Origin of the sequence: Trichormus variabilis 0441 (genome assembly GCF_009856605.1) — a bacterium.
In the GTDB taxonomy this organism is placed as follows: domain Bacteria; phylum Cyanobacteriota; class Cyanobacteriia; order Cyanobacteriales; family Nostocaceae; genus Trichormus; species Trichormus variabilis.
The window spans coordinates 148,824-175,525 of record NZ_CP047243.1; the positions used below are offsets into that span (position 1 = coordinate 148,824).

Genomic DNA, 26,702 nt, shown 5'->3' on the forward strand with positions numbered 1-26,702 from the left:
GCCAGAATTATTCTGATTTCTGACTCCTGGCTCCTGGGTTTTGAGTTACGCTGCTGTTAACTCCGCACTATCCAGCAAGTGCTTCAACTCCACAGAAGGCATTTGCTCAAGTGGTCTGTACTGCAAGTATTCATTAAGGGTATCTGTATACTCTGGCAACTCTGCTCTTGAAACCAACCACATCGCATCTGAAGCAGAATTACAAAATCTTTGCTGTTGTGTAGCGTCATCTGTGCGGATAAACCACCAGTTACCATTGGTCTGTCCCGCTTTGCCTAATTTCTGGTCGCCTCGGTAAATCCCATCCTCTAGCAATTCCAGCCCCAGGTTTTCACATTCGTCGGCAATCTGTACCATGATTTCGTTACCCGTTGTAGCGGCTGGGGTTTCTCGTTCTTGCACAGGTAATGAGCCGTCTTTATGATGTGTGCAGATGTAGCGGTAGCACTTTGCCCAAGTGTTAGCTCGGAACTCTTCTTTATCGTTGACCAATACAAGCCACCTTTGGGTGACAAATTCGTTGTGATCGTAGGCTATTTGAGCTATTAGTTGACTACTGATATAAATTTCATGGTAGTAGAAATTGATTTCAACGCTGGTATATTCTTCTGGTGCAATAACCTGGGCTTGGTCAGCAATGTACTGATTGAGTTCTGTTTGAGCTAGGGTTTGCTCATCTACTGCTTGCTGTCTATATGTGGTGTAAGGCATAATAGAAGTCCTTATCAAAGGGTAAAAGGCGATCGCAATGTTTCTCAGGCAGGCGGTCGTCTTTGTTTTTGTACTTCTTTTTAGCTACTACTAGTATCCAAGTCAAGCGGATCTATAAAATTTGTTGGTGCTTCTATTTCAAATAAAGGCACTAACTCATCTACGGGTATTTCCAATACCTTGCACATCTTTATTACTTTTTCTAAAGCTACTGTTTGAGCAATATTATTTTTACCACTATCGCCTAAAAGCTTTTTAGTATAAGCAATAGATATTCCTTCTAACTCGGCATCTACTAAAATTTTGTGGACTTGGTACGAAGAAATATCTGTGCCAAATTTTGCTTTGAGTAAGGCTTTTAATAGTTTTGCTCTTCCCTCCCCCCAACTAACATACGGAGCAGCTGATGCCAAAATCAGCATAAATTTTTTCCCCATTTAGATACTCTCAGTGCTATATTAACAGCAGTGGATACTAAAAGTATCCGCTCAAATTGAAAGCGATCGCCCGCCTGGAAGCATTGCGATCGCTTCGCTCAATCTATTCAAGAAAAAGTGAGCTAATTATTATGCTGACACAATTTTGGCATGGTCTAAAATCAGGCTAGATGCTCACTTTGGCGTTTATGACACCCTTAGCTGTTTTTAGCACCCCATAGTGAGCAATCATCATGCTGACACTAGACCGCGAAACAACATCAGCACCCAGCTACAGCATTCTTAACAGCAGCATTCAAGAAACTTTCACCTCTCTAGACCGCTTCGAGTGGCAGGCTGTAGGCGAACTCCTCCAAATGCGGGATCAGGAACTTTACATTGAAGCTGGCTACGCTGATTTTAAAGAATACTGCCAGCGCGAGTTATCAGCCTGGGGTGGTTATCGGAGAATCTCCCAACTGCTAGGGGCAAAGAAAGTCATCGACTCAGTTGGCGAGTTGGGGCAACACATCAAGAATGAGCGTCAAGCCCTTCCCTTGCTCCGACTGGTTAAGGAACCACAGAAGCTAAGGGAAGCTGTAGCGATCGCAGTTCAAGAAAACCCCTCCCCAAGTGAATCGGATTTTGCAGCTGCGGCTCAGAAAGTGGTTCCTCGACAACCACGCCAAAAAGCCCCGGTTCAGGAACCAATGGTTCCCAATTCCAATAGGGTCAAAGTTACCTTACCTTCACACCCTAGATATGGAGATGAAGGAACCATTGAGGCAGACGCACCGAACCCGACCCAGCAGATAGTTACGTTTACTCATGGTGAGAAACTGCTGGTTAATAATGATGATTTGACCTCTTTAAGTAATGACGCAATTGAGTCATTTACTACCGAGCGCAAATACCCCCCAGAATACACCGAAGCGATCACGCAATTGAAACAGCAACATCAGCAAGAATTGGAACGGCTGGAGCAAGATTTGAAAATTGGCTTACTCTCCGAAGCCACCGCCAGAGCAGAAGAACAGGTAAAAGAACAACTGACATCCCTGCAACAACTATTTCAGCAGCAGAAGGAGCAGAACATACAGCTAGAGCAACAGCTTGATGAAATGGAAGCTTTAAAGCAATTGGAATACGAAAATCAACAGTTAAAACAGCGTATTCAGGAGCTAGAGAACGCTGTACAAGAACATCCCACCCAACAATGGGGAAATACTCTAACCAAGCAGGCGACTAAGGCACTAAATAAAAGAGTCAAGCAAGCTTTAGATAAGACTATTGATTTGCGATCGCTGGCAGTTGAAGCACCCAAGGAAAATGCCGAGGAGTGTCTCAGATTGATGGGTATAGCTTTGGGTAATCTCGCCAGTGCCATGAACAACACCCAAGCCTTGCAAGCTGCGGCGTTAATCTTAGGCAGTGAACCGACACCAAGCGCGATCGCTTATCGTGCCGAGCAACTGCAATTGTTACCCCAGGCTGTTAACGATATTCGGGCGGTGCTGTCCAAGCTTGGGTGTACATGGATTGATTATTTAACAGTTGCCCAAGAGTATGAGGTCATCAAACAAGATTACTGGTCAGAGCTAACCCCCGACGAAATTAAGTTAATTACTGCACTAGAGAAATCCACATTACCTAAAGTTATAGAAGTAGGTTCTATCGTTGCCCATGCTGATCAGTATTGCGCTTTATATGTAGCAAGGGGAGAGGTTATAGAAGACTTGGGCGATGAGGTCTGGGTGGCTTGGGAGCATTGGAAAGAGCGCCCGAAAAAGACTGACCGCTATTTCAAAGACGAGTTACGCCTGTTGTCGGACTAATAACAGCTAACACACAAATATCTCACTCAACAGATGTGGCACGGATAGAACGCCGCCGATATTGTCATGCTCAAAATTAGGAGAAAATATGGCTTCAGCTTTAAAAGCGATTAAAGGTGGACATAAGCAAGGCGACCGCCAAAAACCCTCAGACGAAAAATCAATTAGACCCCACTGCAAAATCTCGATAGAGGATATCAACTGGGTTAGACAGCAAGCGCCCTGTGTGCAGCAGTTGTGGTTGGACTCGGTTGCAGCAGAACAGTTTGGTGGGGCTGCTCACAAATTAGATACCAGTCTCACCTACAAGTCGCTACAAAAAGCGTGTGCGGCGTTGACGGCTCAGGGGTTGTTTCAGTATGAGGAAGTGTTTGGCCGTTTGCCTTCTGGTAGACCTGGGTTGATTGGCTATCGTGTACGTAATTTGCATGGTTACTACAATCGATTCTATTGGGAGTCGTCTACATCAGGCGAAACTAATTCTTGTGACGAGAAAGCTGTCCACGCCGAGGGGAAAGTTAACCACGCAGAACCGAACCAAAACCACCCCGGCGTGGAACCAATCCAGCCTGATTTGAAACAATTCCAAAAGAATGTTCAAAAAAGTCAGGATTTGCAAGGGTTACAGAAACCTAACAACGTTTCTAACAACCCGTTAACTACCTACCAACAACCAACTAATGTTGGTGTTGGTATGGTAGTTAGTTCTTCCACGCCAAAGGAAAATTTGCACGGTGAGGAGACGGCTGACGCGCCTTTGGGGGGCGCGTCGCCTCAGACCGTGGAAAGCGTGGAAGAACAAAAGCAAGAGTTACCTACGGTAACGGACTGCACGACGCTGACGCTAGTGGATGATGTACAAAGTCAACCCGCTTCGTTGTTGAATGAGAAACAAGACTTGGGTGTTGAGCCGGGAACCAGTCATGAAGGCCATATTTCCGCCCCGCCTGTTGCCCCTGGTTTTGAACATTTGGTAACTCACAGTGAGGAACCCGCAGAATATAGCCAACCTGCTCCGTTGTTGAGTGAGAATCAGGATTTGGGTGATGAGCCGGGAACCAGTCATGAAGGTACGGGTTCCGTGCCAAGCATCCCAGATGAGGACAAATGGTCGAGTGAGGCGATCGCCAAAAGGTCAAAGGCTAGACCCTGGCGGATGGAAAAGTTAAAAATGGCAGGGTTACTCCAAGAAAATCCTGGGTTAGATTTTCTGATGGAGTGCTGGCAGGATGACCCCGCTTTGCAGATTGTGATTAAGGGGCTGGTGCAGAAGTGTCCGCAGTGGGGTTATGTGGTTGTGGATGGGCAGTTAATTGAATGGGAGAAATAGCAACCATCCAGAGGTTCAGGAAGTTTTGCAGCAGTTGCGAGAAATGCCCTATACCCCATACGCTACAGTTCTGTCTAAATTCTGAGATTCAGCGTACAGTCAAGCACTACTGGGAAAATATAGCGGGTGCGATAGCTTTAATATTCAGTCAGATATTTCTATTAGTTCTTTATGTTTATTAAATACTTTTATTGCAAATTCTATAAGCTTTTCATGAGCAAACGAGCAATATTTTAAAGCATCTATTACTGTTTCACTTGTATCAGTATTTTCAGGTACTTCCACGAACCATTCCTCAAAACTAGAATTTATGCCCTTACAGATACTTTCAATAATTTTCCGCCGTCTTTTAAAAATGTGATGGGGATTCTTTGGCAGTGGCAGTTCAATAGATGGTACACCTTGGTTCTCATTTATATTAATAATCTTTTGAACAATAAAAGAGCTACTTTCTACTTGATCAATTGGAGTAGAGTGTATAACTAAATCCCTGTATTCACCAAGCTCTGCTAGCCAAGATGCTGCTAATTCAACATTTGTTATATTAATAATTTCTAAGCTAAAATCATCATAATTATTCAGTTTCTTTAAAACATATTTAATCAAAGAACCCATTGTAGTTATTGGATTTTTGCCGTATTTATTAAAAATGTATACGTGCATAAATTCAGCAAGATAGTCTCTTACAAGACAAGATTCAACCAAAAAGGAATGTAAAGCAAGATAGATGTTAAATGTATTTGAAGACCGGAATTTTCTCCCATTCTTAAAATCTCTATATTGACATTGAGAATATAGTTCTCTAAAATAACACTCTGATAAATCACGCAACCGTGTCTCACAGGCCTTAAAACCGAAACTAATTCTTGAAGAAATATCTACAAGATAATAATCTTGCTTGGTATGACCTTCAATACATAAATTATCCCAAAGCTTGATAGGATTATCCAGATTGTTAATTTGGCTTAATGTACGCCAATTAGGAGGATACATTTGTCCGATAGATTCAATATTGTTATAGTAGTCCAATCCTAATATACTCAAATTTAATTTTTTTAGTTCATCAATGAAATCTATATCCTTATAATAAGAACTAGAGATGTCAATATTTACAGACGCTTTATCAATAAGATGTGGAACAATCTCAACTGGTGAACCGGGATTACTGATTGCTCGTAATCCTCCTTCCAAATGAGCAACATAAGCCTCAGTTTTCAACGTCTTAAATATATTTTCTAGCATTGATTATCCTCTTTTTACTTAGGTGTTCAATCTTTAAATATTAAATCAGCCTGTTACATCAGCGCCAACTTATTGTGTTTATCTGGTGGCAAATTTTTATAGGCAAGCATGAAAATTTGGTATTGAACGGAGCTATATAAATAGTTATCTAAATACTATTTTAAAATTAGTAAGGAATCTTCCTTTGTATCATAAAGCATTTTGTCTAGCTTAAAAGGATTTCAGCCCCTACCAAATTAAATATTTTTTGTATTTTTTGAGTTAGAGGCGAGCTAATATCCCCCTTTAATTAGCCTTTTGGCTTATTTAAGTAAGAGTATTATTAATAATTACAAAAAGTAGACAATATTTTTTAAAAATTTGCATTTATATCTAAGATTTTTATAGAAAATAGTATTAGTAAAATTATTACAAAAATATCCAAATGAGGAGTAAAATAGTTAACATAGCATATATAAAATAATAATATAAAGTGATTAAGTTATTTTTAGATGTATTTTTATTTATAGATATTTTATTATTAAACTTCTGTGATGAAAGATGAAAAATTTGAATAGTGTTGTCATCACTTCCACTTGCGATAATCTTACTATTCGTGCTAAAAGCAACTGAATTAACATTATTATAATGTTTATAAAATCTATGAATCTCTTTTGCAGTAACAAGATCCCATAATATAACAGTTTCATCAAAACTTCCACTTGCAAAAGTTTCTCCATCAGGACTTATAATGACAGAAGTTACAGAATCACCATGTCCAGTTATAGTGCGAGTTTGCTTTCCTGTTACTAAATCCCATAATTTGATAGTTGCATCATAACATCCACTAACAAGAGTTTTACCATCAGGACTAAAAGCAACTGAAAGGACAAAATGGGAATGCCCTATGAGAGTATTAATTTGTTCTCCTGTAGTTAGATTCCACAGCTTGATGGTAGTATCATAACTTCCGCTTGCAAGTATATTTCCATCAGGACTAAAAGCAATTGAAGAAATACCTTGAGCATGACCTATCAAGGTACAGATTTCTTCTTTTGTAGTTAAATTCCACAGCTTGATAGTAGTATCATAACTTCCACTGGCGAGTATATTTCTATTGAGACTAAAGGTAACTGAAGAAATGCCTTTAGTATGACCTATCAAAGTACAAATTTGCTGCATTGTAACTAAATTCCACAACTTGATAGTTTTATCAGAACTTCCGCTAGCAATGATTTTATCATTCGGACTTATAGCAATAGAAAGGACAGAATCAGTATGCCCAGTAAGTGTACAAATTTGCTTTTCAGTGGTTAAATTCCATATTTTGATAGTAGTATCATAACTTCCACTGATAACCATGTTTCCATCTGAACTAAAAGTGACTGAGGAAACCCAATTAGAATGTCCAATGAGTGAATTTTTTTCCTTTTTTTCTATTAATTTTTGTGACTTTGATGTTGATGGAAAAATATCAATGCCAAGATTATTGGTGCGTTCGCACCAATAGCATTGACCATAGATTCGACTGTAATAATGGCTATCTGCCTTACTACAGACAGTTAAATCATCAAGAGCCAGCCTAAGCGCTTTTACCCATTCCTTAGCAGTGGGACGTAAATTAGGATTTTGATACCCTTCATTAAAACATTTCAAAAAACAACGCTGAACTTCTGGATGAATAATATTAAAATCAATAGTTCTGTTAGTTGATTGAATCAGGCTATTTACGCCATACAGCCAAAAACCTTGGCGGATTAACTCGTTGACTTCTGGTAAATCACCTGTGCCTATCCATTTGCCACCAAAGGGACTTTCACCGCCAAATAAAAGATGATAAATTATCACTGCTACGCGGAAGCGATCATGCAATTCTGTTTGATCTATAAGAGAAAAATCCTTCCCAATCAATTCTGGGGGTGTAAATCCTGGAGAACCAACCAAACACCGATAAACTTTACTATTATTGAGGTGTCTAACTTGAAAAGAATCAGTATCAATAATTGAAGGTAAAGCACGGTTATTAACAAGAATATTTTGTGGCTTAATATCACCTAAAACATAGCCAAAGGAATGAATTGCTTCGATTATTGAAGCAATATTAAGTGCTGTTGTATGGAGAAAACGCCAATCTATCTCAAGTTTTAGCTTTTTTCTACGTTGAGGGTTATATAAGTCAATGAGTTCTTTTGCTCCCTTAATCTCTGGCATTAGAAATCCTACATACTCACCTTGAGTAGTTTTTAGTAACGATTGAGGCCAAGCAAAAGAAATATGGTTCAGGTGAGAATTTGGTTCTTGGGGTGGAGATGAAATCATCACTTTTAACTTCTCTAACCGCTCAGAAGTTGGCAAATGATATATCTTTGCTAAATATCCTTGACGATCTGTATGCCAAACCTGTGCTTCACCGCTTTGTATAGGTTCCCCCAATAAAGTAATTAGTTCATTTTTAGTATCACAGATAAGAACTGCCATTGAATTTTATTTCCTATTAAATAGGCATAGAAGTAAAGTCTTATCATCATCCGTGCGAGTATTTAATCTTTCAGAATTAAGGAAATTTACAAGGTAATGATCTTCACTCTCTGGATTAGCTGTTTCTTGCAAATATTCTTCCAAAGGTTTAAAGAATGGTGTAAAAGGTTGCCAATCTCTTAAGCGAATTGCTACTTTCTCTAGCCCATCAGTAGAAGCAGAAATGAAACTTTGTTCACCTGAAATAACCTTTATTTGCATCTCTTTAATTACATCTTTTGAGGTAAGAAATGTTGTTTCATTAGCAAATTCTCCTTTATCTGGTTCAAATAATAGTTGATAATCTGAATCTTGGAGACGTACAACAATAAACCCATCACCAATTTGCATAGCCGCAAGCCAGTATGGAGTGGCTATAAACACTAAAAGAGTACAGGCTAAATCATTAATGGAATAATTTTCGTTATTAGCATGATTTTCTAATTCTTGAAGAACTTGGGCTACAACTTTAATAAAAAACTGTTCAACTTCAGGTGTAGATAGTGGTTGAGAGAATTTTTTTTCTAATTCTTCTTGTTTGTTAGGAAATTTATTAATTTCCGAAAAGCACTTAATTACTGTTTTTACAGCTAATTTTGAACCAATATCAGAATACTTAGCACTACCAGCACCATCAGAAACAACGCCTACGATTACATCATTAAAGATGTGATAACATCCGTAGTCTTGACAAGAGATTTTTTGAATTTGATGGCTTGTTCCCATCGCAGAACGAGCAATTGCTTTCCAACCCACAATAAATCCTTGAAATTCTAAGTGGTAATCTGACCCCATCCGACAGGAGGTAGCGCTACAGCTTCCCCAATCTTGCCGCTAGAAACTCGTTTCATGGAAGTAGATAGCCAAACAAACAGTGAGCGGAAATCTAATCCATTGAGTATCACTGGCGGACGCTCTGCTGGTGCAATCTGTCTGAGTTTGTTGAAATCAGCCCCCTGTACGCCAACGGTGAAAAAACATAATCTGCGATTAGCTTCAGCCTCTTTTACTCTTTGTGCTGCCAAATGGTAATAATCTGTTGGCGCTCCATCTGTAATCAGAAATATCCAAGGGCGATAGTACAAAATGCCGTTCTCTTTGTATGCAGACTTTCTGGTTTCCAATAAATCTAAAGCATATTCAATTGCTTCACCCATAGGGGTTACGCCTTCTGCTTCCAATTGCGGAGGTGTGAATTGATCGATGTTTACAAAGTCTTGCACTAATCGTACAGGGCCAAATGTAATAATCGCCACTTCAACACTTAACGATGCTTGTGAATCTTTGATGACATCTTCTTTAAATGTAGCAAGCCCACGATTTAACTCTTGGATAGGCTGTCCTGACATAGAACCTGACGTATCAAGTAATAAAATTACTGGGCAACGATTTTCTGGATTTTCCACAAACTCAGGCAGTCCTACAGGCATTGTAATGCTCCTGCTTAAATGAGCTTAGACAAGAAGTATCTTATCAATTTTCGTAACTTAAACAATATACCTTACGTGAATTTACTATTAAAAGATTTGAATGATGAAGTTGTGGTGGAGAAAAACTTCACTTTTAAATCTCAAGTTTACAAGGTGAGCGATAAATGTTAAATATCAAGCAAAGTGCAGATTTACAACTAATGTTTTCCATAGTTACATAGATAAAATATTATGTATTTTATAGGAAATAAATAATTTAGTTATTAATTAATTAAAAGTAGATTTATATTTGTAAAATGATATGATTTATGTCTAAGCCACCTATGATGAAGAGTTATTGGCTCTACTCATATCACCAAAATAAACTTTGTGCAATAGTTGAATCATCTTCCCCGAAGATCCTAATTTATGAACTTGTTAACTAATGGTAGAGACAAAGTATCAATACTACTAGCAGGAATAAGCTATTTTGTAATTGTATTTATCGCAAGTCCTGTAATTAAAGGTGGGGTTCGTTCTTATCCTAAAGGCATTCCCTTATGGGAGTTACCAATTGGCACATATAAAACTAAAACCAAGGAAACCGGAGTAACTTGTGGTATTTATTGTCTTCAACTAGAACTTCCAGATGGACAAATATTTAATGGATATCTTGATAAATATTCTGATCTTTGTACTCAACCCACATCCTACATTAAATGGGATGGATATAAAGCGAGGGTGAGGGATAAGTGCGAGTAGAATTTGTTATTTGTGCAGGACTGCTAGGTATTATATTTCAGAATGTACCAGAATTAGACTATTCATCTATTTATAGAAACAGATTAGATGAATACGAGCGACATTTACCTAATTATGGATACATAGACGAAATGATAGTACTGAGATCAGATAACTACTCAAGTATTGTACAGACAAGCGATGGTAAGCAGTATGTACTTAATACCAAGTTACCTCCGAAATCTAGATGGCGGGGGGTACAGGTACGTAATAGAGTTGTTGTAAAAAAAGACTATGTTAGTGGTGCTACAAAAGTATGTGCTGAACATCTTAGTATAGACTGGCGTAGTGGTGTCGTTAAGGTAGGCAGTATTTATGTCAGCACGCCTGATGGCAAAATGACTGGTTGGGCTAGTGTCATTAATTGTAAAAAAAATTAATTACTTGTTAATAAGATGCGAGTGTAACAGGTGGTATTTTTAGCTTTAATCATCACTATATGTTTTATTGCAGCTATTGTTAGTAAACTTGGCATATCTCCTTATATAGCTAGTGCAGCAACCATTAGTTTAAGTATTTCCCTACACCTGCCGTTAAACAAAGTAATAATTCTATGCGTTGCAGCATACTGTACAAGTTATTGGGTATACTCTGCCTTTGAGGTAGCGGGGCTTTCTATTGACTTACAGACAACACTTGCAGGTGTAGAAATAAACCCTAGTAGAAGTATGGTGTTAATCGCTATGCTACTAAGAATGGGAATCTTTTTCTTGTTCATGCTTCTACCAATAGGTAAGCCAACAATATATATAGAAGGATTTTTGCTAGTAATATTAGTAATCGTGCTAGTCATATCTATTAGTAATAATTTAACAGCAGATTTGCTAACAGTTTTGATTCAAGCAGTCTTGTTCGGAATATGTTTTTTCATAGCAGATAGATTTGCCTTTGATGCAAATTTAACCCCAGCATTACTAGCAAGCATGGGAGTATGCCGATTGCTAATGAGTGATGTTGGTAAGGGTGAGATTCTATCGCCTGTTCTTATTGCACCAGGATTGATCAGATGTGGATTTATTTTAGTTTTGACCTGGATAACTCCTGGCTTCTCTTTCTCTTTAATAAGTAATAGCTTACTGCCTGCTACTTACACAAGAAGTATATGGTTAGCAGCACTTAGCGCTGGAGTAGAGGGTTGGGCATTGCGTATATGCTTATCAGGAGAAACAACTGGTAAAACAATGTTGAGTTGGTTACTTGTTCAACAACTTGGTACTGGGCGTTATCCTTTTGATTCAGCTATGATTATCTCTATCTGGCTTGTAGTAATTTTAAGCATGATAATAGCATTAGTAATGTTAAATATTCCTGCTTGGTTAAAACCGGCTCGTGAGATAGGTATTTTTCTTTTAGTGTTACAAGGAGCTTTAGTATCTGGCGGATGGGTTATTTTATTTATTATTGTAGGTTGTCTTATGCAACTTATTAGATTAACTTTTGGAGGAAAACAAGAAGTGCTTGCGACTGGGTTTTTAATTCCAATACTAATACAACGATTTTTCTAGAATAATTAAATCTAAATGTATAGAATGTAAACTTGAGTTTAATTCTTACATTTGTATGAAATTAAAGATTAATCTTTATTAATTAAAATAACAATTGTGGGTGGGCTTTCATGTTGCATTATTGAGGATGTAATGAGTCTTGTAGTTCCTGTTAGTTCATGTAGTATAAGTTCGTCTTCAAATTTAGAAATCTTTAAATTGTTATTCATTGGTATAAGAACTCTCCAAAAAAAGAAACTAAATAAGCATACACTTATTACTAAGTTTTCATCTTCTTTTTCTATGGAAATTATGTGCCTAAGTTTAGTTTTCTCGTTTTCACATCTTGTTATAATATTTTCAGATTCTTGAGTTGAGAGCAATTCACATATTACGGGACTAGATATACCATTGCTGCCTGGGTTGAAATTTCTTTTTCCCAAAATTTCTTCACGAATTTTAGCAAACGCTAAATCTGAAAAAAAAGTTTTATTAGTTAATTTATATCTTGTGTTTAAATAGTGAGCGCCACCCAAAGCAATTTTCAAAATTGAAGGGTAACTATTTATAATTTTTGATTTAGTTTCTAATTCAAATTCTATTCTTCTAATATCTATTCGGGGGATTTCTTCTCCTGAATCTGAGTCATAACATTCCAATTGAAAATTTCTGTTTTGACTAGAAAATACTTCCGAATATGAAAAATTAACATCAATTTTGTGTCCGTTTTGTAATATAGCCCGCCCTGTTCTCTTAATAGACCTGTTTTTATAAAATTCAAACATCCAGCTTAATCGATATAATTCATCATCATAAGTTTTTCCTAATAACTCATTACAGTTTTTGCAAGCTGGAATATGCCAACTGCGACCACCACCAATACTTGTTGGAACAAAATGCTCTTTTGTTTTTCCTTCTTCTGATTGTTTCTTTCCACTTCTGATTCTATTACAGTAAACGCAGTAAAAACTCATACAACAAAAATTTTAAACCTACTAAAATAATTATAATTTATAAAAATTTTGAACGTTCTGCATACTATTATGGTTATTTTAGTGTCCAGACACTGCCAGTTAAACTTTCTCAGGAAAAGCAAACCTGGGGTAGCTGCTCAAAAGATGGAGTGATTCGCATGAACGTTTTAAATACGAGCGCACTTTTAGTTAATGCTGGCAAGGAAAAACTATAGGTATTTTTATAAATTAATGACGTTTCTGTTTTTTCCAAGCATCTGCTCTCTGTACTTTTGATGAAATGCCGCGAGAGCAGGATTCCTTTCACAGAGAACAGAGGCGTAACTTCTTGCGTTTTTCTTTATGCTCACAAAAGATGGCATCTTGGAAAGCTTACTTTTGCGTTGCCTTGGGATATACGATTAGTGTTTGAAATATCGTGCCTGTATTCTTAATCCGATATTTCAACGCGGTGAATAGTTGATGATTCTTGGGCTGGCATCTTAAGTTGTACTCGCGCCCTTAAATGGTGATGGTAGCCTGCAAATTACCTGTGATGTTAACCTCTCCACTGATCACACCGATCGCATGGAAAAAATTACTATTCTCTGATTGCTGGCTAGACTGTTCTTGGCTGTTGTGAGTTTGAGTGTCGATAGATTGCATCTGATTCAGTCATGGATTTTTATTTCAGTGTAACGTCGGTAGTATGTGAAGCACGATTACATCTTTATCAAATCCCAGAACCATCTCCTCTCACCCAAATTTTTTCATTATCGTAAAAGTCCCCACGCTGTTCTAATGCAAACCCACCCAGCAGCAACCCCAGCCACACTTCCACCATCGGCATCTTCAACTTGCGTTGTAACTTCGGCAACGTAATTTCATCTTTCACATTCATCAAATATTGAGCGATCGCCCCCCGCCACTTATCTACATCTTCATCCCCTGCCAGACGATGGACATCTTCTACCGTCTGAATATCCAGCATTGCCAGCACATTCTCTTTCTCCACAGGTGCGGCTACTGAGTCACTTTTATTAACAGGATGAGTAAATTGATGCGGCCCGTGTGGTCTAAAGCTTTGCGGTGGTGGTTCTTCGATTAAGTCATCCAAGTCTAGCTGCATAGTTGTCCGCACCAGCCCCGCAAAGATATCTGTGCTGATGACTGGCCCATCTGTATCAGTCTGAGCGCGGACATCTTCTAACAATAACTGGGCGCGAGTTTTCAAAATATCTGCGATTTGAGAAAAGGCGGTGGCAGCGATCGCTAATTGTGCCTCTACTGATAAAGTTTCTAGCTCAGTGTCTAAACATGACCACACCGCAGCGAGTGAAGAGGTGGGCGGGGCTTCGGATATCTCATCTAAAATGTCCCAGATTGTTAATTGGCGATAAACGGTCATGGCTCAGGGACAAGGGCGCACTGCCTTGTAAATTTACGTTTGTACTATCTCACCATTTTAATTTTGAGGATCAATTCTTGTTAACTGTACTAAAATAGCCCCAAGTTGGTTTAATGCCGCGTTAGTGGTTCGCTGATTTTCCTCAAAGTTTTGCTGATGTTGTTCAAAGTTGTGTTTTAATTCTTCGTGGCTATCTCGTAACTCTAACAGTACATCATTTAAAATTGCATCCCTAGCCAATACAGAGTTAACGTTACTGGTTAGCTCACTAACGTTATCAGCCAGGTTATCTACCTTGTCAGTTAGATTGTTGAGTTTGCTGGTTAAAGCTGCTATGGCTTCAGTATTTTGTATTGCCAGTAATTCAATTCGGTCTAATCTACTTGGCTGATGTGGTGTACTGGTCATGGTAATTTCAGAGAGCAAAGAATCACAATAACAAAAGTTTTATATAGCCTACAGTATAAGCTTTTTAGCTTATGAGTTGGTTCATTTTGAGGAACTTAAGGCAAGTGAATCGAAAGCGTAGGCGCAAGCCTTGTCGTAGACATCCCTTAAGATGATGATCACTCAGGGTGCAGGGGACAAGGGCGCACAGGGCAGTGGGTCGGACTGATTTCAAACAATTCTTTATACTGGTACAGCGTAACACTATACTCCGCCGCAAACGCCTGTAGAACCTTGTCGGTGTATGCCCGAATCTTACCAGCCGTCAGTCCAAAACAGTGAATCGGCTCCAGGCGGCAGACAGGCTTTTGACCCAGCCATAACTCTGCACCTAAAGCGTGCAAGGGTTTATCCCCTGGCTCTTTATATAAATACAGTACGGCAAAATATGTTTCTGGCGGCTCAACAGCGATCGCTTCAATCTCAAGAGAATCATCTTTACTTCGATTCCGGTAGAAGGAACGACGATTGTGGCAAACCTTCGGATTCCAGCAGCCATCACCCTCTGGCCCATGCAGCACCTTAGCTTTAGATGTTGGCAACTTGGCGCATAGTTGGCATTTGGGATCTAGCGGCTTGGGCATGGGTTACTCCCTTTCTTCACCTATTGCTCTGTAATAAGCAGCGATCGCTGCTTCTTGTTCACTCCGCAAAGTATAGCGCCTGAACGCCTTCTCGCTTTGATGCCCGGTCAATTTCCGTGCATGGCTGGGGTCTACACCCAACAGTAACAACTCCGTGGCGTAGGTATGCCGAAATTGGTGGGGGTGCAAATCTTCAATGCCAGCCAGTTCACCGATTTTTTCCACCGCAAAGTATATCCCGTGGTAACTCAAGCGATCGCCCTTGTATGAAGCGTGATGTGAAATCATCAACGGGGTGAGGCTATTTAGTTCTTCCCCCTGTTCGCGGCGCGATCGCAAATATGCCTCTAACACGTCACGGCTTTCTTTCCGTAATGGTACTAAGCGCGGTTCATTGGTTTTGGTATCTGGCAAGAACAGCAGCTTGCCATCAAATGAACCAACATTTAACTGTACAATTTCCCCTGCGCGGAGTCCGTGGCTGAGAATGTGGACAAGTGCCGTGTCCCGTTGTTTTGTTTCTCCTAACAATTCTAAAGCTGACCACACTCGCTCCATCTGCTCGTCAGTTAAGCTTTGGGCTGGTGGCAGTGGTACTTTTTCTAGCTTTATCCCCAGTGTCGGGTTAGTTGCAATTATGTCTGGATATGTATAACACATCCATTTAAAGAAGCTTTTGAGCGCAGCAACCCCCGCATTGATACTGCTTTTTGACAGGGGTTTTCCTGAATCAGTTTTTACTTCGTCGCGTAGATACTCCTTGTACAACCCAAGGTGACGTGGGCGTAGTTCATGATAATGCAGTTGTGTCCATCCCAAGAATCGCTTAAGTTCGCGTTCGTACAATTTTCGGCTGTTTGGCGCAAGATTTGTGCTGCGTAAAAACTCCAGTACCTTGATCCACCTTATGTCTGTGGGTAAAGATGTTTTTCTTGCCCTGCTTCTAGATTGTCCCTGTAGGGTTGATGGCGCTTGATCCTGAATGTGGATCAACTTGATTGGCGGTAGGTTGTCAAGCTGAGTATTGTTAACCATAGCAGCGATCGCCCTTCGTTGCACTGTGGAACTAATACCCAAGCATTGTAAGTGATTGAAGGTAAAATCTGTTTACCTCATCGCCAAAATGCTTGTAAATCTTGATGCTGACCCCTATTGTTAGAAATGTTTACAAAGTTTGGTTGAGAGAACTGTCCGTAAAAAGCCGCCTTAACCGGACAGTTTTGTTATCCCTCGTAGATGCACGAGTATGCACAAAATATACGATTCAAGTCACTGTGGCTAACGAGCGAGATGAAGCTTTATCTGGTTCTACTCTCAAAGAGATTCATTCTTGGGGAAAGGTAAATATAACTACTGAACAGATAGTATTTTCTGAGATGAGCTTTGAGATGGTAAAATCCGTTTACCCAAAAAGATTTAATTGGCCCCGTTGTGTTTCGCCGTGATTTTAATAACTTTGAGACAATTAATGTCAACCAAGCTTGGTCATTATTTTTCACCGCAGGTCAAGACGATAAAGGACTGGGACAAGGAGCTGAATTAGGCAATTTTTTCACTAACCTTTTAATTGCTGTAGGAGTAACAGGAACACTTTGGGCAACTATCTTCAGTAATTGGGGATAAAAAGTTAGGTAGATTCCTAATTAGTTGGGATCACTAAAAGCAGGGTTATGAATAAATGTTTCATCAGTTAAACTTTTTAGGAAAGCTATCAGGTCATTTTTTTCGGCTTCAGTTAATTCAAAACCGCTAATAAATTCACTCTTGAAAGGATTTTTGCTTCCTACTCCTGCAAACTTTCCTGTATGAATCGTTCTCCCACCTGCTTTATAGTGGTCGATAACTGCTTCTAGAGTAGGGATACTACCATCGTGCATATAGGGAGCAGTCAGAGCAATATTTCGCAGAGTTGGAGCTTTGAAACGTCCCATATCGGAGGGTTGGGTAGTAATTTCATAAACACCAGTATTATCTGGTGGATAAGCTCCTTTCCCATCAATATTATATAGGCCAGTGTTGTGAAAGGCGATTTCCACAAAAGCCAGGCGATCGTGCATCACCGAATCGCTAAAATTAATGCCACCATGACAATGAAAACATTCCAGACGTTCGCTGTTGAATAACTTTTCCCCTCTTTGAGCAGCTTTGGAAATAGCATGAGAGTCACCACCGAAGCGATAACGATCATAGGGAGAGTTCATAGAAATCAAAGTACGTTCAAATGCTGCTAAAGCTTTAGTCAGATTACTCAAGCTAATTGCTTCCTGACTTTCTCCAAAGGCTGCGGCAAACATCTGTCGATATTTGGAGTCATCCCGCAGCATTGTTAATATTTGTTGTTCCCTTCCTACCATACCCATTTCTACCGGATGTTCGCCAAACATTGGCACTAAAGCTTGAGTTTCCAACTTTGTCATCAAAGGGTTAGCCCAAGTTAATACCGGGTTGTAGCCAATATTAGCGAGACTCATGGAGTTACGGGGGTGTTTTTCGCCAGTTGCTCCCACCGCCACCGTTTTCCCATCAGTAAAAGCCAAAGACTGAATATGGCAAGACGCACAAGAGAATTCACCCGTGATTGATAACCGCTTCTCATAGAAAAGATGCCGTCCCAACTCTACTTTTGGCGAACTCATGGGGTTATCGGCTGGGACAATTGGCTTCGGCATCCAAGCTGGGAGATGCCAGTCATATTCTGAAGTCGGTGATGTGCCAAATGCTTTACTTAGCCCCATTGAGAGACAAATTGACAACAGACAAATTACTGCGAGGGTAAACAAACGAATTAATTTCATCTGGGAATTCGGAGCAAGTTAAAGGCTAGGAAGAAGCAGGGGAGGCATCTTGCCCAATCCCCATTCTCTATTTTCCCATCACTCCACTCTGAAAAATTTCTGTTTAGAAGCAGGGCGATCGCCAAATGGGAGACCAAAATTAGTCATAATGCCCACACAATCGCCATCATCGGGAGATGACATACAACCTGGAGCGGTATTTGGTTGGTTGATGGTTAAATTTGTGTTGCTTAACAACGCGGCTAGGTCTGCAACCACGATATTTTTGTTGGGGTCAAATTTAGTTAAGACAACCTTCACGGTATTGGGATTTTTACAAGATGAGGGTTTTTGATTACCTGTTTGAGCTTGACAACCAGTGCTACCCAAATGGATGGGGAAACCCTGTGCTTGATGATTGGGTTCATCATGTTTCGCGCGTGCGCTAGTATGATTATGCTTCTCTAAATCAATGCGAGCAAATTTGTAACCAAATCGCCAATTCCACCAGAGGGAGGTTAAATTTAGGGGTGATGGGGCGATGACAGAATCTTCATGATTGAGATTGAAGGGGATACCCAGAGTAAATTGCAGTCCTTGATATTGTCCTTTAGGTACTGTACCTATCACTTGATTACGTGTTTCTACTGTGCCGTTACTACAAGCACCGGATTTGTTTTCAAAGTCTATTAAAGCTACGTTTTGGTATTGCCATTTACCATCCTGGGTTAAGGTTAGGGGTACAGCTTTACCTTTAGCATCGATTAAAGCTATATCAGATACATAGAAACGGAAGTCAGAGAGAGTAAATTCTTTGGCTGGTTTACCTAAAGTGTAGGTTTTGTCACATTTAAAGGGTTGTTGAGCAACTTTACTATTAAATCTAATTGTGACTTCTTGAGTTTCAGTAGTAGAAGCTAAACCGATAGCATAATTCCCCAGAATTGCGGTGCAGGGAATTGTGACTAATGTCAATACCGCTAATTTCGCAGACAACTGCATCATTTCACCTATGCGTTTAACAGTGAACAGTAAACAGTTATCAGTTAAATCCTTGACGAAACACCACACCAATTGGTGAAAGGCGTTGGTGGCGGGTCTAACCCTACGCCGATACGCTGTTAGGACTGATAACTGGTTTAAGGTATCTTCCAATTCTCAGTAATGGATGATCTGCTGTCAAACGACCAATTGTCAAAGTAGAGAAGCGTTTAACTCGTTAATTTTGACATTATTTGACAGGTTGTCTTTTGACTATGCTAGGGATGAACATGAAAATAAAGTTGTGTAGTTGATCGGCTGTTGTTTCTCTTCATTTCATGAACCGATTCATCTTGAGTTTTAGTATTGCTGTGACGTTTGCATATCTTGTTTTCGCTGCACCTGCACACTCATTATCTACAGTGAAAGAGCCAAATGCAGCGAGTGTATTTCTCCAGTCAGGAATAGAGAAATTGTTGCATGGTAATTACCAAGAAGCTATCGAAAATTTTAATACGGCGATTGAGATACAAAAGGATTTTGCGCCGGCTTATAGCGATCGCTGTCTAGCTTATCTAGAATTAGCAGATTATCAAAGTGCCATTGCTGATTGCAATCAAGCTCTCAAATTGACCCCTGATAATATTGAAGTCCACCTCAATCGGGGACTAGCATACTACAGACTAGGGGAATATAGGCAAGCGATCGCTGACAATAACCAAGTTATTGTTCTCAAGCCTGATGATTTTAGAGCTTACTACAACCGAGGTATAGCCCAGGCAATGTTGGGGAATCATCAACAAGCTATCTCTGATTACAATCTAGCGTTAATCACTATTCCCCAAACATCTACTTTACGTCTTGCAGATATTTACAACGACCGAGGATTGGCTTGGTTTGAGTTATCAAATTTGCCAAGTGCTATGGATGATTTCTCCAAGGCAATTCATCTCAATCCCCATGACTATAGAGCTTACTATAATCGTGGTTGTGCTTGCGGTAGAAGCGGCGATAACTCTTGTGCCATTAGAGATTTTACAGCATCACTTCAGCTTCAGCCTGGCAATGCCCAAGCCTATCTGAATCGAGGTATAGCTGATCATCAACTTGGTTATGAACAAGCAGCAATCGCAGATTTACAAAAGGCTGTAGAGTACTTTGCCCAAGAAGGAGCAACTACAAACTACGAAAAAACTTTAAACCTACTGAAAAATTTACAACAACAACTCTCATCGCAGTTAGAAATTGCTCTCATCTAGTATGGTATTGAGAAGTGACAATAACATCAGCAAAGCCAAATCACAAGTTTCCCTGAAAATATAAATCAAGTTAAGTTTGACACGATGTCGTTTGACATAAGTAGTAATTTTACTTATTCTCACAGTATTTAGTTTGTGGTGTAATTTGCCGTTAACGGTGTGAGGAATGAGGGTGAAACAAGATAGTTTATTCGCTTATATATGGCTAACTTCTACCATATCAATCTTGAATGCCTTCCCCGCATATTCGCAAGAAATAGCTATCAAAGACATTCCTCAATTAAGCGAGATACAGCTTCCTTACACAAGCGTTAAAGAATTATTCGCCCAGCAACAAAATCCAGTTATTCAAGTGACAGGAGTACGCATCAATCAAACTCCTAAGAGCTTAGAAATAATATTAGAAACTCCTGCATCTGATAAGTTACAAGTTACCAATAAGAGTGAGGAAAATAACTTTATTGTCGATATTCCTAACGCGCAGTTAAGTTTACCTAATGGAAATTCATTTCGTCAAGAAAAACCATTTACAGGAATTACAGAATTAGTAGTTACAAATCAAGATGCAAATAGTATTCGGGTGACAGTAACAGGTGAGGAGGGTGTCCCCAAAGTTGATTTAGATGACAGCGATGAGGGTTTGATTTTTGTCGTTACACCAGTTACTTCCTCTACATCACAACCACAGCAACCACAAATATTAGATAAACCGACTAGCGAAACACCAGCAACGCAACCATCAGCAGAGAATCAAGAACCAATTGAACTAACAGTGACAGGAGAACGAGATGGGTATAACGTCCCCACCGCCACTACCGGCACTAAAATAGAAGCACCGCTACGGGATTTACCTTTATCTATTCAAGTCATCCCCCGTCAGGTAATTGAAGATAGAGGTGTAGTTAGACTCAACGATTTAGCTGATAATGTCGCTGGTGTCCAACAAGAACCAGGTTATGGTTCTCTACCCTCCGTAGGCTTTCGCATTCGCGGGTTTACAACAAATTTTGGCAACTTACGCAATGGGTTTCAAGATTTCGGCTATGTCACCCCCCGCGATATCGCCAACGTCGAACAGTTTGAAATCCTCAAAGGGCCAGCCTCAGTTTTGTATGGAGGTGGTCAGTTTAGTTCTGGGATTCCCAGTGGTGTAGTCAATACTGTCACAAAAAAGCCTCTCGAACAGCCTTACTATAACGCTAGTATTACCTATGGCAGTTATAATTTTTTCCGCCCTACAATTGATTTGACTGGGACACTCACAGAGGATAAATCACTGCTTTATCGGCTGAATATTGCCTATGAAAATGCAGATAGTTTCCGCGATTTTACAAGAAATGATAGTTTTTTTATCGCCCCTGCATTTACCTGGAAAATCGGCCCGCGTACAAATCTTGCTATAGAATTTGAATACCAAAACTATAATTTCAACTTTAATTACGGCTTCCTCCCAGAACCGGAATTTTTAACACTCCCCAGAAATAGATTTTTGGGAGAACCTGATTTTAATGACAGTAATGTTAATTCAACTGCATTTACTTATAGGTTTGAACATCAATTTAGTGATAACTGGAAATTTCGCCAAGGGTTTAACTTAGTTCAGGCTAACTTAAATAGTAAATCTACCTTCTTATTTGCTCTAGAAGATGACCGGAAAACTGCGAATACTAGCCCTAGTGCATCTGATGAAGTAAATGATAATTTAACTCTGCAAAATGAAATTATTGGCAAGTTTAAAACAGGTTCTTTGCGTCATAATCTGCTATTTGGTATAGAATTTTCTCGATATAAATTTAATTACAATTTTACGACTGGCAATGATATCAGAATTGATATTTTTAACCCACAGTATGATGCAAATATTATCATTCCTTCCTCACCGACTTTTGGTAGAGAATATGGTTCAAACAATATAGCTATTTACATCCAAGACTTAATCGAAGTTCTCCCTAACCTGAAAGTATTAGCCGGTGGTCGCCTTGACAACAATGAATTATTTAGAAATAATACAGTAACCAACACGACCATTAATGAACAGTCAAATTCGCGCTTTTCCCCGCGAGTTGGTATTGTTTATCAGCCTAGTCAAACAACTTCGCTCTACTTTTCTTGGTCAAACTCTTTTGCTCCTAATTATTCTGCTAGAAGCCGCACAGATGAGCAGTTTAAACCAGAAATTGGCGAACAATTTGAAGTGGGAATCAAGCAAGATTTGATTAAAGACCGACTTTCGGCTACTTTGGCATTTTATCAAATTACTCGACAAAATGTATTGACTCCAGACCCCATTGATCCCAATTTTAGTATCACCACAGGGGAACAAAGAAGCCGAGGGGTAGAGTTAGATATTACAGGACAAATTTTACCAGGTTGGAATATTATTGCTAACTACGCCTACACCGATGCTGTGGTGACAAAAGACGAGAGTATTCCTGTTGGTAGTAGATTGTATGGTGTACCTGAAAATAGTGCTAGTTTGTGGACGACCTATCAATTTCAAAGCGGTAATTTGCAAGGTTTAGGGTTGGGATTAGGACTTGCTTTTGTAGGAGAACAAGAAACTAGATTACCCAGCACTTTAACGCTACCTTCTTATGTCAGAGCCGATGCTGCTATTTTCTATCGTCGGGATAACTATAAAATTGGGTTGAACTTCAAAAACATTTCTAATGTCAAATATTACACTTTAGATGGTTACTTTATTTACCCCGCCGCACCGTTTACAGTCCAAGGAACAGTGTCATTTGACTTTTAAGGAGGTTAATTATGAAACTTCCTGGTTTTACTTGGCGGCGAAATCGCTATACAATTTTTTTTGTGACTACTTTATTAGTAATCATTGCTGCTTGTCAAATGGGGTTAGAAAATCCCAAAAATTTGCCATCTATAACTGCTAATTTTACCCCAGTGACGATTGAGAATTGTGGTGTTACTATTACCTACAAACAACCACCAAAAAGAGTAGTTACTCTCAACCAACCTGCAACTGAAATCATGTTAGCGTTGGGTTTAGAGACGCAGATGGTTGGTACAGCTTATTTAGACGATCGCATTCTGCCAGAATACCAAAAAACCTACTCGCAAATTCCTGTCATTGCCGATAAATATCCCTCAAAAGAAGTCTTATTAGGTGCTGAACCAGATTTCGTCTATGGTTCATTTCCTGGTGCTTTCGGTAAGGATGCAGTTAGTGGACGTAAAGATTTACTGAGTTTAGGAATTAACTCCTATTTAGCGGAAGGTGCTATCGAAGTTTGTCCGAATAAAAGGGAATTGCTAGAGAATATTTACAATGAAATTGCAGAAATTGGTCAGATTTTTGGAGTGAGCGATCGCGCTGTTAAATTAATTAACAATTTAAAACAAGAACTTCAAGATACTCAAACAAAGCTAGGACAAATTAATCCTCCTAAATCTGTATTTTGGTACGCCAGTGAAAGTCCACCTTATACAATTACTATTGATAGTTTACCAAATAAAATGTTGTCATTGGCGGGTGGTAGGAATATATTTCAAGAAAAAGCGAATGGTACTTATATAACAGTTAATTGGGAAGATGTAATTAACCACAATCCCGAAACAATTATTCTCAGTGATGCGAGTTGGTCGCCTGCGAAAGAACAGCGACAATTATTTCTCACAAATCCCGCCTATGGAAAAATTAGTGCAGTTCAAAAAGATAAATTCATCGTTATTGATTACAGCTACAGTACATCCGGTGTCAGGTTTGCTCAAGGAGTTAAAATATTAGCTCAAGCCTTGTACCCAGAGAAATTTAAATGATGAATTGTCAAGGTTAATAGGATACATTTTGGTGAGATTTTACATGGATTAATGAAAAATCCTGTTGTTCAGATACCCGACTTCTCAAATAAGTTGGGTATCTTGTTTCTCTCCCATAATTGAGGATTAATTTAGGATAGTTTGACACGATGTCGTTTGACATAAGTAGTAATTTTACTTATTCTCACAGTATTTACTTTTTGGTGTAATTTACCGTTAACGGTGTGAGGAATGAGGGTGAAACGACATAGTTTATTTGCTTATCTGTGGCTGAGTTATACCATATCAATTTTTAATACATTCCCTGCCTATTCACAAGAAATAGCTATCAAAGACATACCCCAATTAAGTGAGATACAGCTTCCTCACACCAGCATTAAAGAATTATTCGCCCAGCAACAAAATACAGTTATTCAAGTGACAGGAGTACGCCTCAATCAAACTCCTAACAGCTTAGAAATAATCTTAGAAACTCCTGCATCTGATAAATTGCAAGTTACTAACAAGAGTGAAGGGAATAACTTTATTATCGATATTCCTAACGCGCAATTGAGTTTACCTAATGGAAATTCATTTCGTCAAGAAAAACCATTTGCAGGAATTACAGAAGTAGTAGTTACAAATCAAGATGCAAATAGTATCCGGGTGAAAGTAACGGGTGAAACCGCTATACCAAAAGTTGAGTTAGATGACAGCGATGCAGGTTTAATTTTCATCGTCACACCAGTTATATCACCTACTAGCGAAACACCAGCAAATGAACCCATTGAATTGACGGTGACAGGAGAACGTGACACCTATTCCGTACCCGATGCTATCACCGCAACCAGGACTGATACGCCACTGCGAGATATTCCCCAATCAATTCAAGTTATTCCGCGTCAGGTAATTGAAGATAGAAATGTTGTGCGTCTTTCGGAATTAGCAGATAACGTTAGCGGTGTCCAACCAGAACGGGGATATGGGGGTGTGTCTTCCCAAGGTTATCGAATTAGAGGGTTTTTAACTAACTTTGAAACTCTCAGAAATGGGTTTCCCGACTACGGTTATTTTAGTCCTCGTGATGTGGCGAATATCGAAAGAGTCGAGTTTCTCAAAGGGCCAGCAGCCGTACTTTATGGAGGTAGTCCCACACAATATGCTGGTGGAAGTGGGTTAGTAAATACGGTGACGAAAAAGCCACTAGAAACACCTTACTATAATGCTAGTTTGACCTACGGTAGTTATAACTTTATTCGTCCTACTTTAGATATTACAGGCCCTTTAACAGATGACAAATCAGTATTATATCGGCTGAATGTTGCTTACGAAAATGCTGATAGTTTCCGCGATTTTGTCAGAAATGATAGCTTCTTTATTTCTCCGGTAATCGAGTGGAAAGTCGGAGAAAAGACCAAAATAACTTTTGAATTTGAACATCAAAAATATAATCTGGTATTTGACCAAGGACTACCCATTCAGCCAGAATCTTTGAGGCTTCCGAGAAGTCGGTTTTTAGGAGAGCCAAATTTTGCTAATGGTAATTTTACTTTTAATTCGTTTACCTACACTCTTGATAGCGAATTTAGTAAAGATTGGTCATTTCGTCAAGGGTTTAATGTCCTGGGAGCAAAATTAGATGATGCTAAATACACATATTATGGTTCTTTAGAAGATGATAGACGTACCCTGAATCGGTTTATTACCGCATCGGAAGAGGAACACAAAAATATAACTTTCCAAAATCAAATTTCTGGTAAATTCTCTACAGGTTCAATTCGTCACAATGTTTTATTTGGTGTGGATTTAGCCTATAACTTATTTAATTATATATTTGCCCCAGATGAGGAATTACCAATAGATATTTTTAACCCCCAATATGGTGGAACTCCTATTTCAGTTGGTGGTGAACCATTTGGAAGGAGAATTGTTTCTCAAAATGTGGGTGTGTTTGCTCAAAACTTGGTTGAATTAACGCCAAACTTCAAAATTTTGTTGGGTGGACGCTTCGATTTTAACGAATACAGTCGGGAAGATAGAGTTACGAATGAATTATTAAATGAGCAGTCTGATAGTAGATTTTCTCCTAGAGTTGGACTTGTTTATCAACCTACGAAAACTACTTCCTTGTACTTTAATTGGACAAACGGATTTTCGCCGCAATTTCAAGCACGTGGCCGCACAAATGAGCAATTTGAACCTCAAAATACTGAACAATTTGAAGTAGGAGTTAAGCAGAATTTTCTCAATGATAAGCTTTCGGCGACTTTAGCATTTTTCCAAGTGACTAAGCAAAATGTTTTAACACCAGATCCAGTAGATTCTAGATTTAGTGTGCAAACAGGAGAACAGGAAAGTAAGGGGATTGAATTTGATATTGCTGGGGAGATTTTACCAGGATGGAAAGTAATTGCTAACTATGCCTATATTGATGGTACGGTGACAAAAGATAATAGAATTCCTGTGGGAGATAGATTAGTTGGTGTACCGGAACATAGTTTAGGATTGTGGACGACTTACGAATTTCAAACAGGAAGTCTCCAGGGTTTAGGTTTGGGATTGGGTTTGTATTATGTTGGAGAACAGGAGGTAAGATTACCCAATACTTTTGAAGTTCCGAGTTATGTCCGCGCTGATGCTTCTGTTTTTTATCGGCGGAATAACTTCAGATATGCTCTCAATTTTAAGAATATTTCTAATGTGAAATATTATGATTTAGATGGTTATAATATCGACCCAGCCGCACCATTTACTGTGTTGGGAACGATATCGGTTGAGTTTTAATTAATAGGTTGTATTCACCACAATTT

General features: G+C 39.2%; 24 protein-coding genes and 1 pseudogene. 11 read left to right on the forward strand and 14 right to left on the reverse strand.

Annotation, left to right across the window (positions count from 1 at the left end):
- Positions 1-45 precede the first annotated feature (45 nt).
- Positions 46-711, reverse strand: a complete 666-nt coding sequence (locus tag GSQ19_RS27070) for a hypothetical protein (RefSeq protein WP_011316422.1) — start codon at positions 709-711, stop codon at positions 46-48.
- A gap of 80 nt (positions 712-791) precedes the next feature.
- Entirely contained in the window at positions 792-1,148 is a 357-nt protein-coding gene (locus GSQ19_RS27075; protein ID WP_153228508.1) for a hypothetical protein, read from the reverse strand.
- Positions 1,149-1,381: 233 nt separating this feature from the next.
- On the opposite strand from GSQ19_RS27075, the gene GSQ19_RS27080 reads away from it, so the two are divergent.
- A complete protein-coding gene (locus GSQ19_RS27080; RefSeq protein ID WP_011316424.1) occupies positions 1,382-2,962 on the forward strand; it encodes a hypothetical protein in 1,581 nt (526 codons plus the stop codon).
- Between the two features lie 88 nt (positions 2,963-3,050).
- Positions 3,051-4,292 carry a hypothetical protein gene (locus GSQ19_RS30165; protein ID WP_011316425.1) on the forward strand — a complete coding sequence of 414 codons (1,242 nt, stop codon included), beginning with the start codon at positions 3,051-3,053 and terminating at the stop codon, positions 4,290-4,292.
- 144 nt (positions 4,293-4,436) lie between these two features.
- On the opposite strand, the gene GSQ19_RS27090 is transcribed toward GSQ19_RS30165, so the two are convergent.
- From GSQ19_RS27090 to GSQ19_RS27105, 4 genes are all read right to left on the reverse strand, one after another.
- Positions 4,437-5,534 (reverse strand): hypothetical protein, encoded by a 1,098-nt coding sequence (locus GSQ19_RS27090; RefSeq protein WP_011316426.1) that lies wholly within the window; start codon positions 5,532-5,534, stop codon positions 4,437-4,439.
- Between the two features lie 408 nt (positions 5,535-5,942).
- The gene (locus GSQ19_RS27095; RefSeq protein ID WP_011316427.1) at positions 5,943-7,991 is read right to left on the reverse strand and encodes a protein kinase domain-containing protein; all 2,049 of its coding nucleotides are present in this window, start codon (positions 7,989-7,991) and stop codon (positions 5,943-5,945) included.
- Between the two features lie 6 nt (positions 7,992-7,997).
- Positions 7,998-8,786 (reverse strand): PP2C family serine/threonine-protein phosphatase, encoded by a 789-nt coding sequence (locus GSQ19_RS27100; RefSeq protein WP_011316428.1) that lies wholly within the window; start codon positions 8,784-8,786, stop codon positions 7,998-8,000.
- A gap of 17 nt (positions 8,787-8,803) precedes the next feature.
- A complete protein-coding gene (locus GSQ19_RS27105; protein WP_011316429.1) occupies positions 8,804-9,460 on the reverse strand; it encodes a vWA domain-containing protein in 657 nt (218 codons plus the stop codon).
- Positions 9,461-9,868: 408 nt separating this feature from the next.
- Here GSQ19_RS27105 and GSQ19_RS27110 point away from each other — a divergent pair, with 408 nt between their 5' ends.
- From GSQ19_RS27110 to GSQ19_RS27120, 3 genes are read left to right on the forward strand one after another with little or no spacing between them, the layout of a single operon-like run.
- Entirely contained in the window at positions 9,869-10,201 is a 333-nt protein-coding gene (locus GSQ19_RS27110) for a hypothetical protein (protein ID WP_011316430.1), read from the forward strand.
- Entirely contained in the window at positions 10,192-10,620 is a 429-nt protein-coding gene (locus GSQ19_RS27115) for a hypothetical protein (protein ID WP_011316431.1), read from the forward strand. The genes GSQ19_RS27110 and GSQ19_RS27115 overlap by 10 nt, the downstream gene beginning before the upstream one ends.
- Positions 10,621-10,650: 30 nt before the next feature.
- A complete protein-coding gene (locus tag GSQ19_RS27120) occupies positions 10,651-11,745 on the forward strand; it encodes a hypothetical protein (protein WP_041457308.1) in 1,095 nt (364 codons plus the stop codon).
- Positions 11,746-11,813: 68 nt separating this feature from the next.
- Here the strand turns inward: GSQ19_RS27120 and GSQ19_RS27125 are convergent, their stop codons facing one another.
- The 6 genes from GSQ19_RS27125 to GSQ19_RS27150 all read right to left on the reverse strand — a co-directional run bounded on the left by GSQ19_RS27125 (position 11,814) and on the right by GSQ19_RS27150 (position 16,151).
- On the reverse strand, positions 11,814-12,698 hold the full coding sequence (locus GSQ19_RS27125; protein WP_011316433.1) for an HNH endonuclease: 885 nt from the start codon (positions 12,696-12,698) through the stop codon (positions 11,814-11,816).
- A 501-nt stretch (positions 12,699-13,199) separates the two neighbouring features.
- Positions 13,200-13,343 (reverse strand): hypothetical protein, encoded by a 144-nt coding sequence (locus GSQ19_RS27130; protein WP_153228506.1) that lies wholly within the window; start codon positions 13,341-13,343, stop codon positions 13,200-13,202.
- A 67-nt stretch (positions 13,344-13,410) separates the two neighbouring features.
- Positions 13,411-14,085, reverse strand: a complete 675-nt coding sequence (locus GSQ19_RS27135) for a hypothetical protein (RefSeq protein WP_011316434.1) — start codon at positions 14,083-14,085, stop codon at positions 13,411-13,413.
- 57 nt (positions 14,086-14,142) lie between these two features.
- Positions 14,143-14,493, reverse strand: coding sequence for a hypothetical protein (locus GSQ19_RS27140; protein ID WP_011316435.1), 351 nt, complete (start codon positions 14,491-14,493; stop codon positions 14,143-14,145).
- Positions 14,494-14,651: 158 nt separating this feature from the next.
- Positions 14,652-15,116, reverse strand: a complete 465-nt coding sequence (locus GSQ19_RS27145) for a hypothetical protein (protein WP_011316436.1) — start codon at positions 15,114-15,116, stop codon at positions 14,652-14,654.
- 3 nt (positions 15,117-15,119) lie between these two features.
- Positions 15,120-16,151 carry a tyrosine-type recombinase/integrase gene (locus GSQ19_RS27150; RefSeq protein WP_011316437.1) on the reverse strand — a complete coding sequence of 344 codons (1,032 nt, stop codon included), beginning with the start codon at positions 16,149-16,151 and terminating at the stop codon, positions 15,120-15,122.
- Positions 16,152-16,369: 218 nt separating this feature from the next.
- On the opposite strand from GSQ19_RS27150, the pseudogene GSQ19_RS30170 reads away from it, so the two are divergent.
- Together GSQ19_RS30170 and GSQ19_RS27160 are read left to right on the forward strand one after the other, a co-directional pair.
- Positions 16,370-16,561: pseudogene (locus GSQ19_RS30170) on the forward strand (deoxyhypusine synthase family protein); the annotation flags it as partial.
- Entirely contained in the window at positions 16,548-16,739 is a 192-nt protein-coding gene (locus GSQ19_RS27160) for a hypothetical protein (protein WP_011316439.1), read from the forward strand. The pseudogene GSQ19_RS30170 and the gene GSQ19_RS27160, both read left to right, overlap by 14 nt.
- Before the next feature lie 20 nt (positions 16,740-16,759).
- Here GSQ19_RS27160 and GSQ19_RS27165 read toward each other — a convergent pair whose 3' ends face one another.
- Positions 16,760-17,911, reverse strand: a complete 1,152-nt coding sequence (locus tag GSQ19_RS27165) for a methanobactin export MATE transporter MbnM (RefSeq protein WP_011316440.1) — start codon at positions 17,909-17,911, stop codon at positions 16,760-16,762.
- Between the two features lie 78 nt (positions 17,912-17,989).
- Complete coding sequence (locus GSQ19_RS27170) at positions 17,990-19,045, reverse strand: MbnP family copper-binding protein (RefSeq protein ID WP_224312113.1); 1,056 nt, start codon at positions 19,043-19,045, stop codon at positions 17,990-17,992.
- Between the two features lie 164 nt (positions 19,046-19,209).
- Here GSQ19_RS27170 and GSQ19_RS27175 point away from each other — a divergent pair, with 164 nt between their 5' ends.
- The 4 genes from GSQ19_RS27175 (at position 19,210) to GSQ19_RS27190 (ending at position 26,676) form a co-directional block, all read left to right on the forward strand.
- Positions 19,210-20,130: a tetratricopeptide repeat protein gene (locus GSQ19_RS27175; RefSeq protein ID WP_011316442.1), complete on the forward strand. Its 921-nt coding sequence runs from the start codon at positions 19,210-19,212 to the stop codon at positions 20,128-20,130.
- 166 nt (positions 20,131-20,296) lie between these two features.
- Complete coding sequence (locus tag GSQ19_RS27180) at positions 20,297-22,885, forward strand: TonB-dependent siderophore receptor (protein WP_011316443.1); 2,589 nt, start codon at positions 20,297-20,299, stop codon at positions 22,883-22,885.
- 11 nt (positions 22,886-22,896) lie between these two features.
- Complete coding sequence (locus tag GSQ19_RS27185; RefSeq protein ID WP_011316444.1) at positions 22,897-23,913, forward strand: ABC transporter substrate-binding protein; 1,017 nt, start codon at positions 22,897-22,899, stop codon at positions 23,911-23,913.
- 231 nt (positions 23,914-24,144) lie between these two features.
- Positions 24,145-26,676 carry a TonB-dependent siderophore receptor gene (locus GSQ19_RS27190; protein ID WP_011316445.1) on the forward strand — a complete coding sequence of 844 codons (2,532 nt, stop codon included), beginning with the start codon at positions 24,145-24,147 and terminating at the stop codon, positions 26,674-26,676.
- Positions 26,677-26,702: the final 26 nt, after the last annotated feature.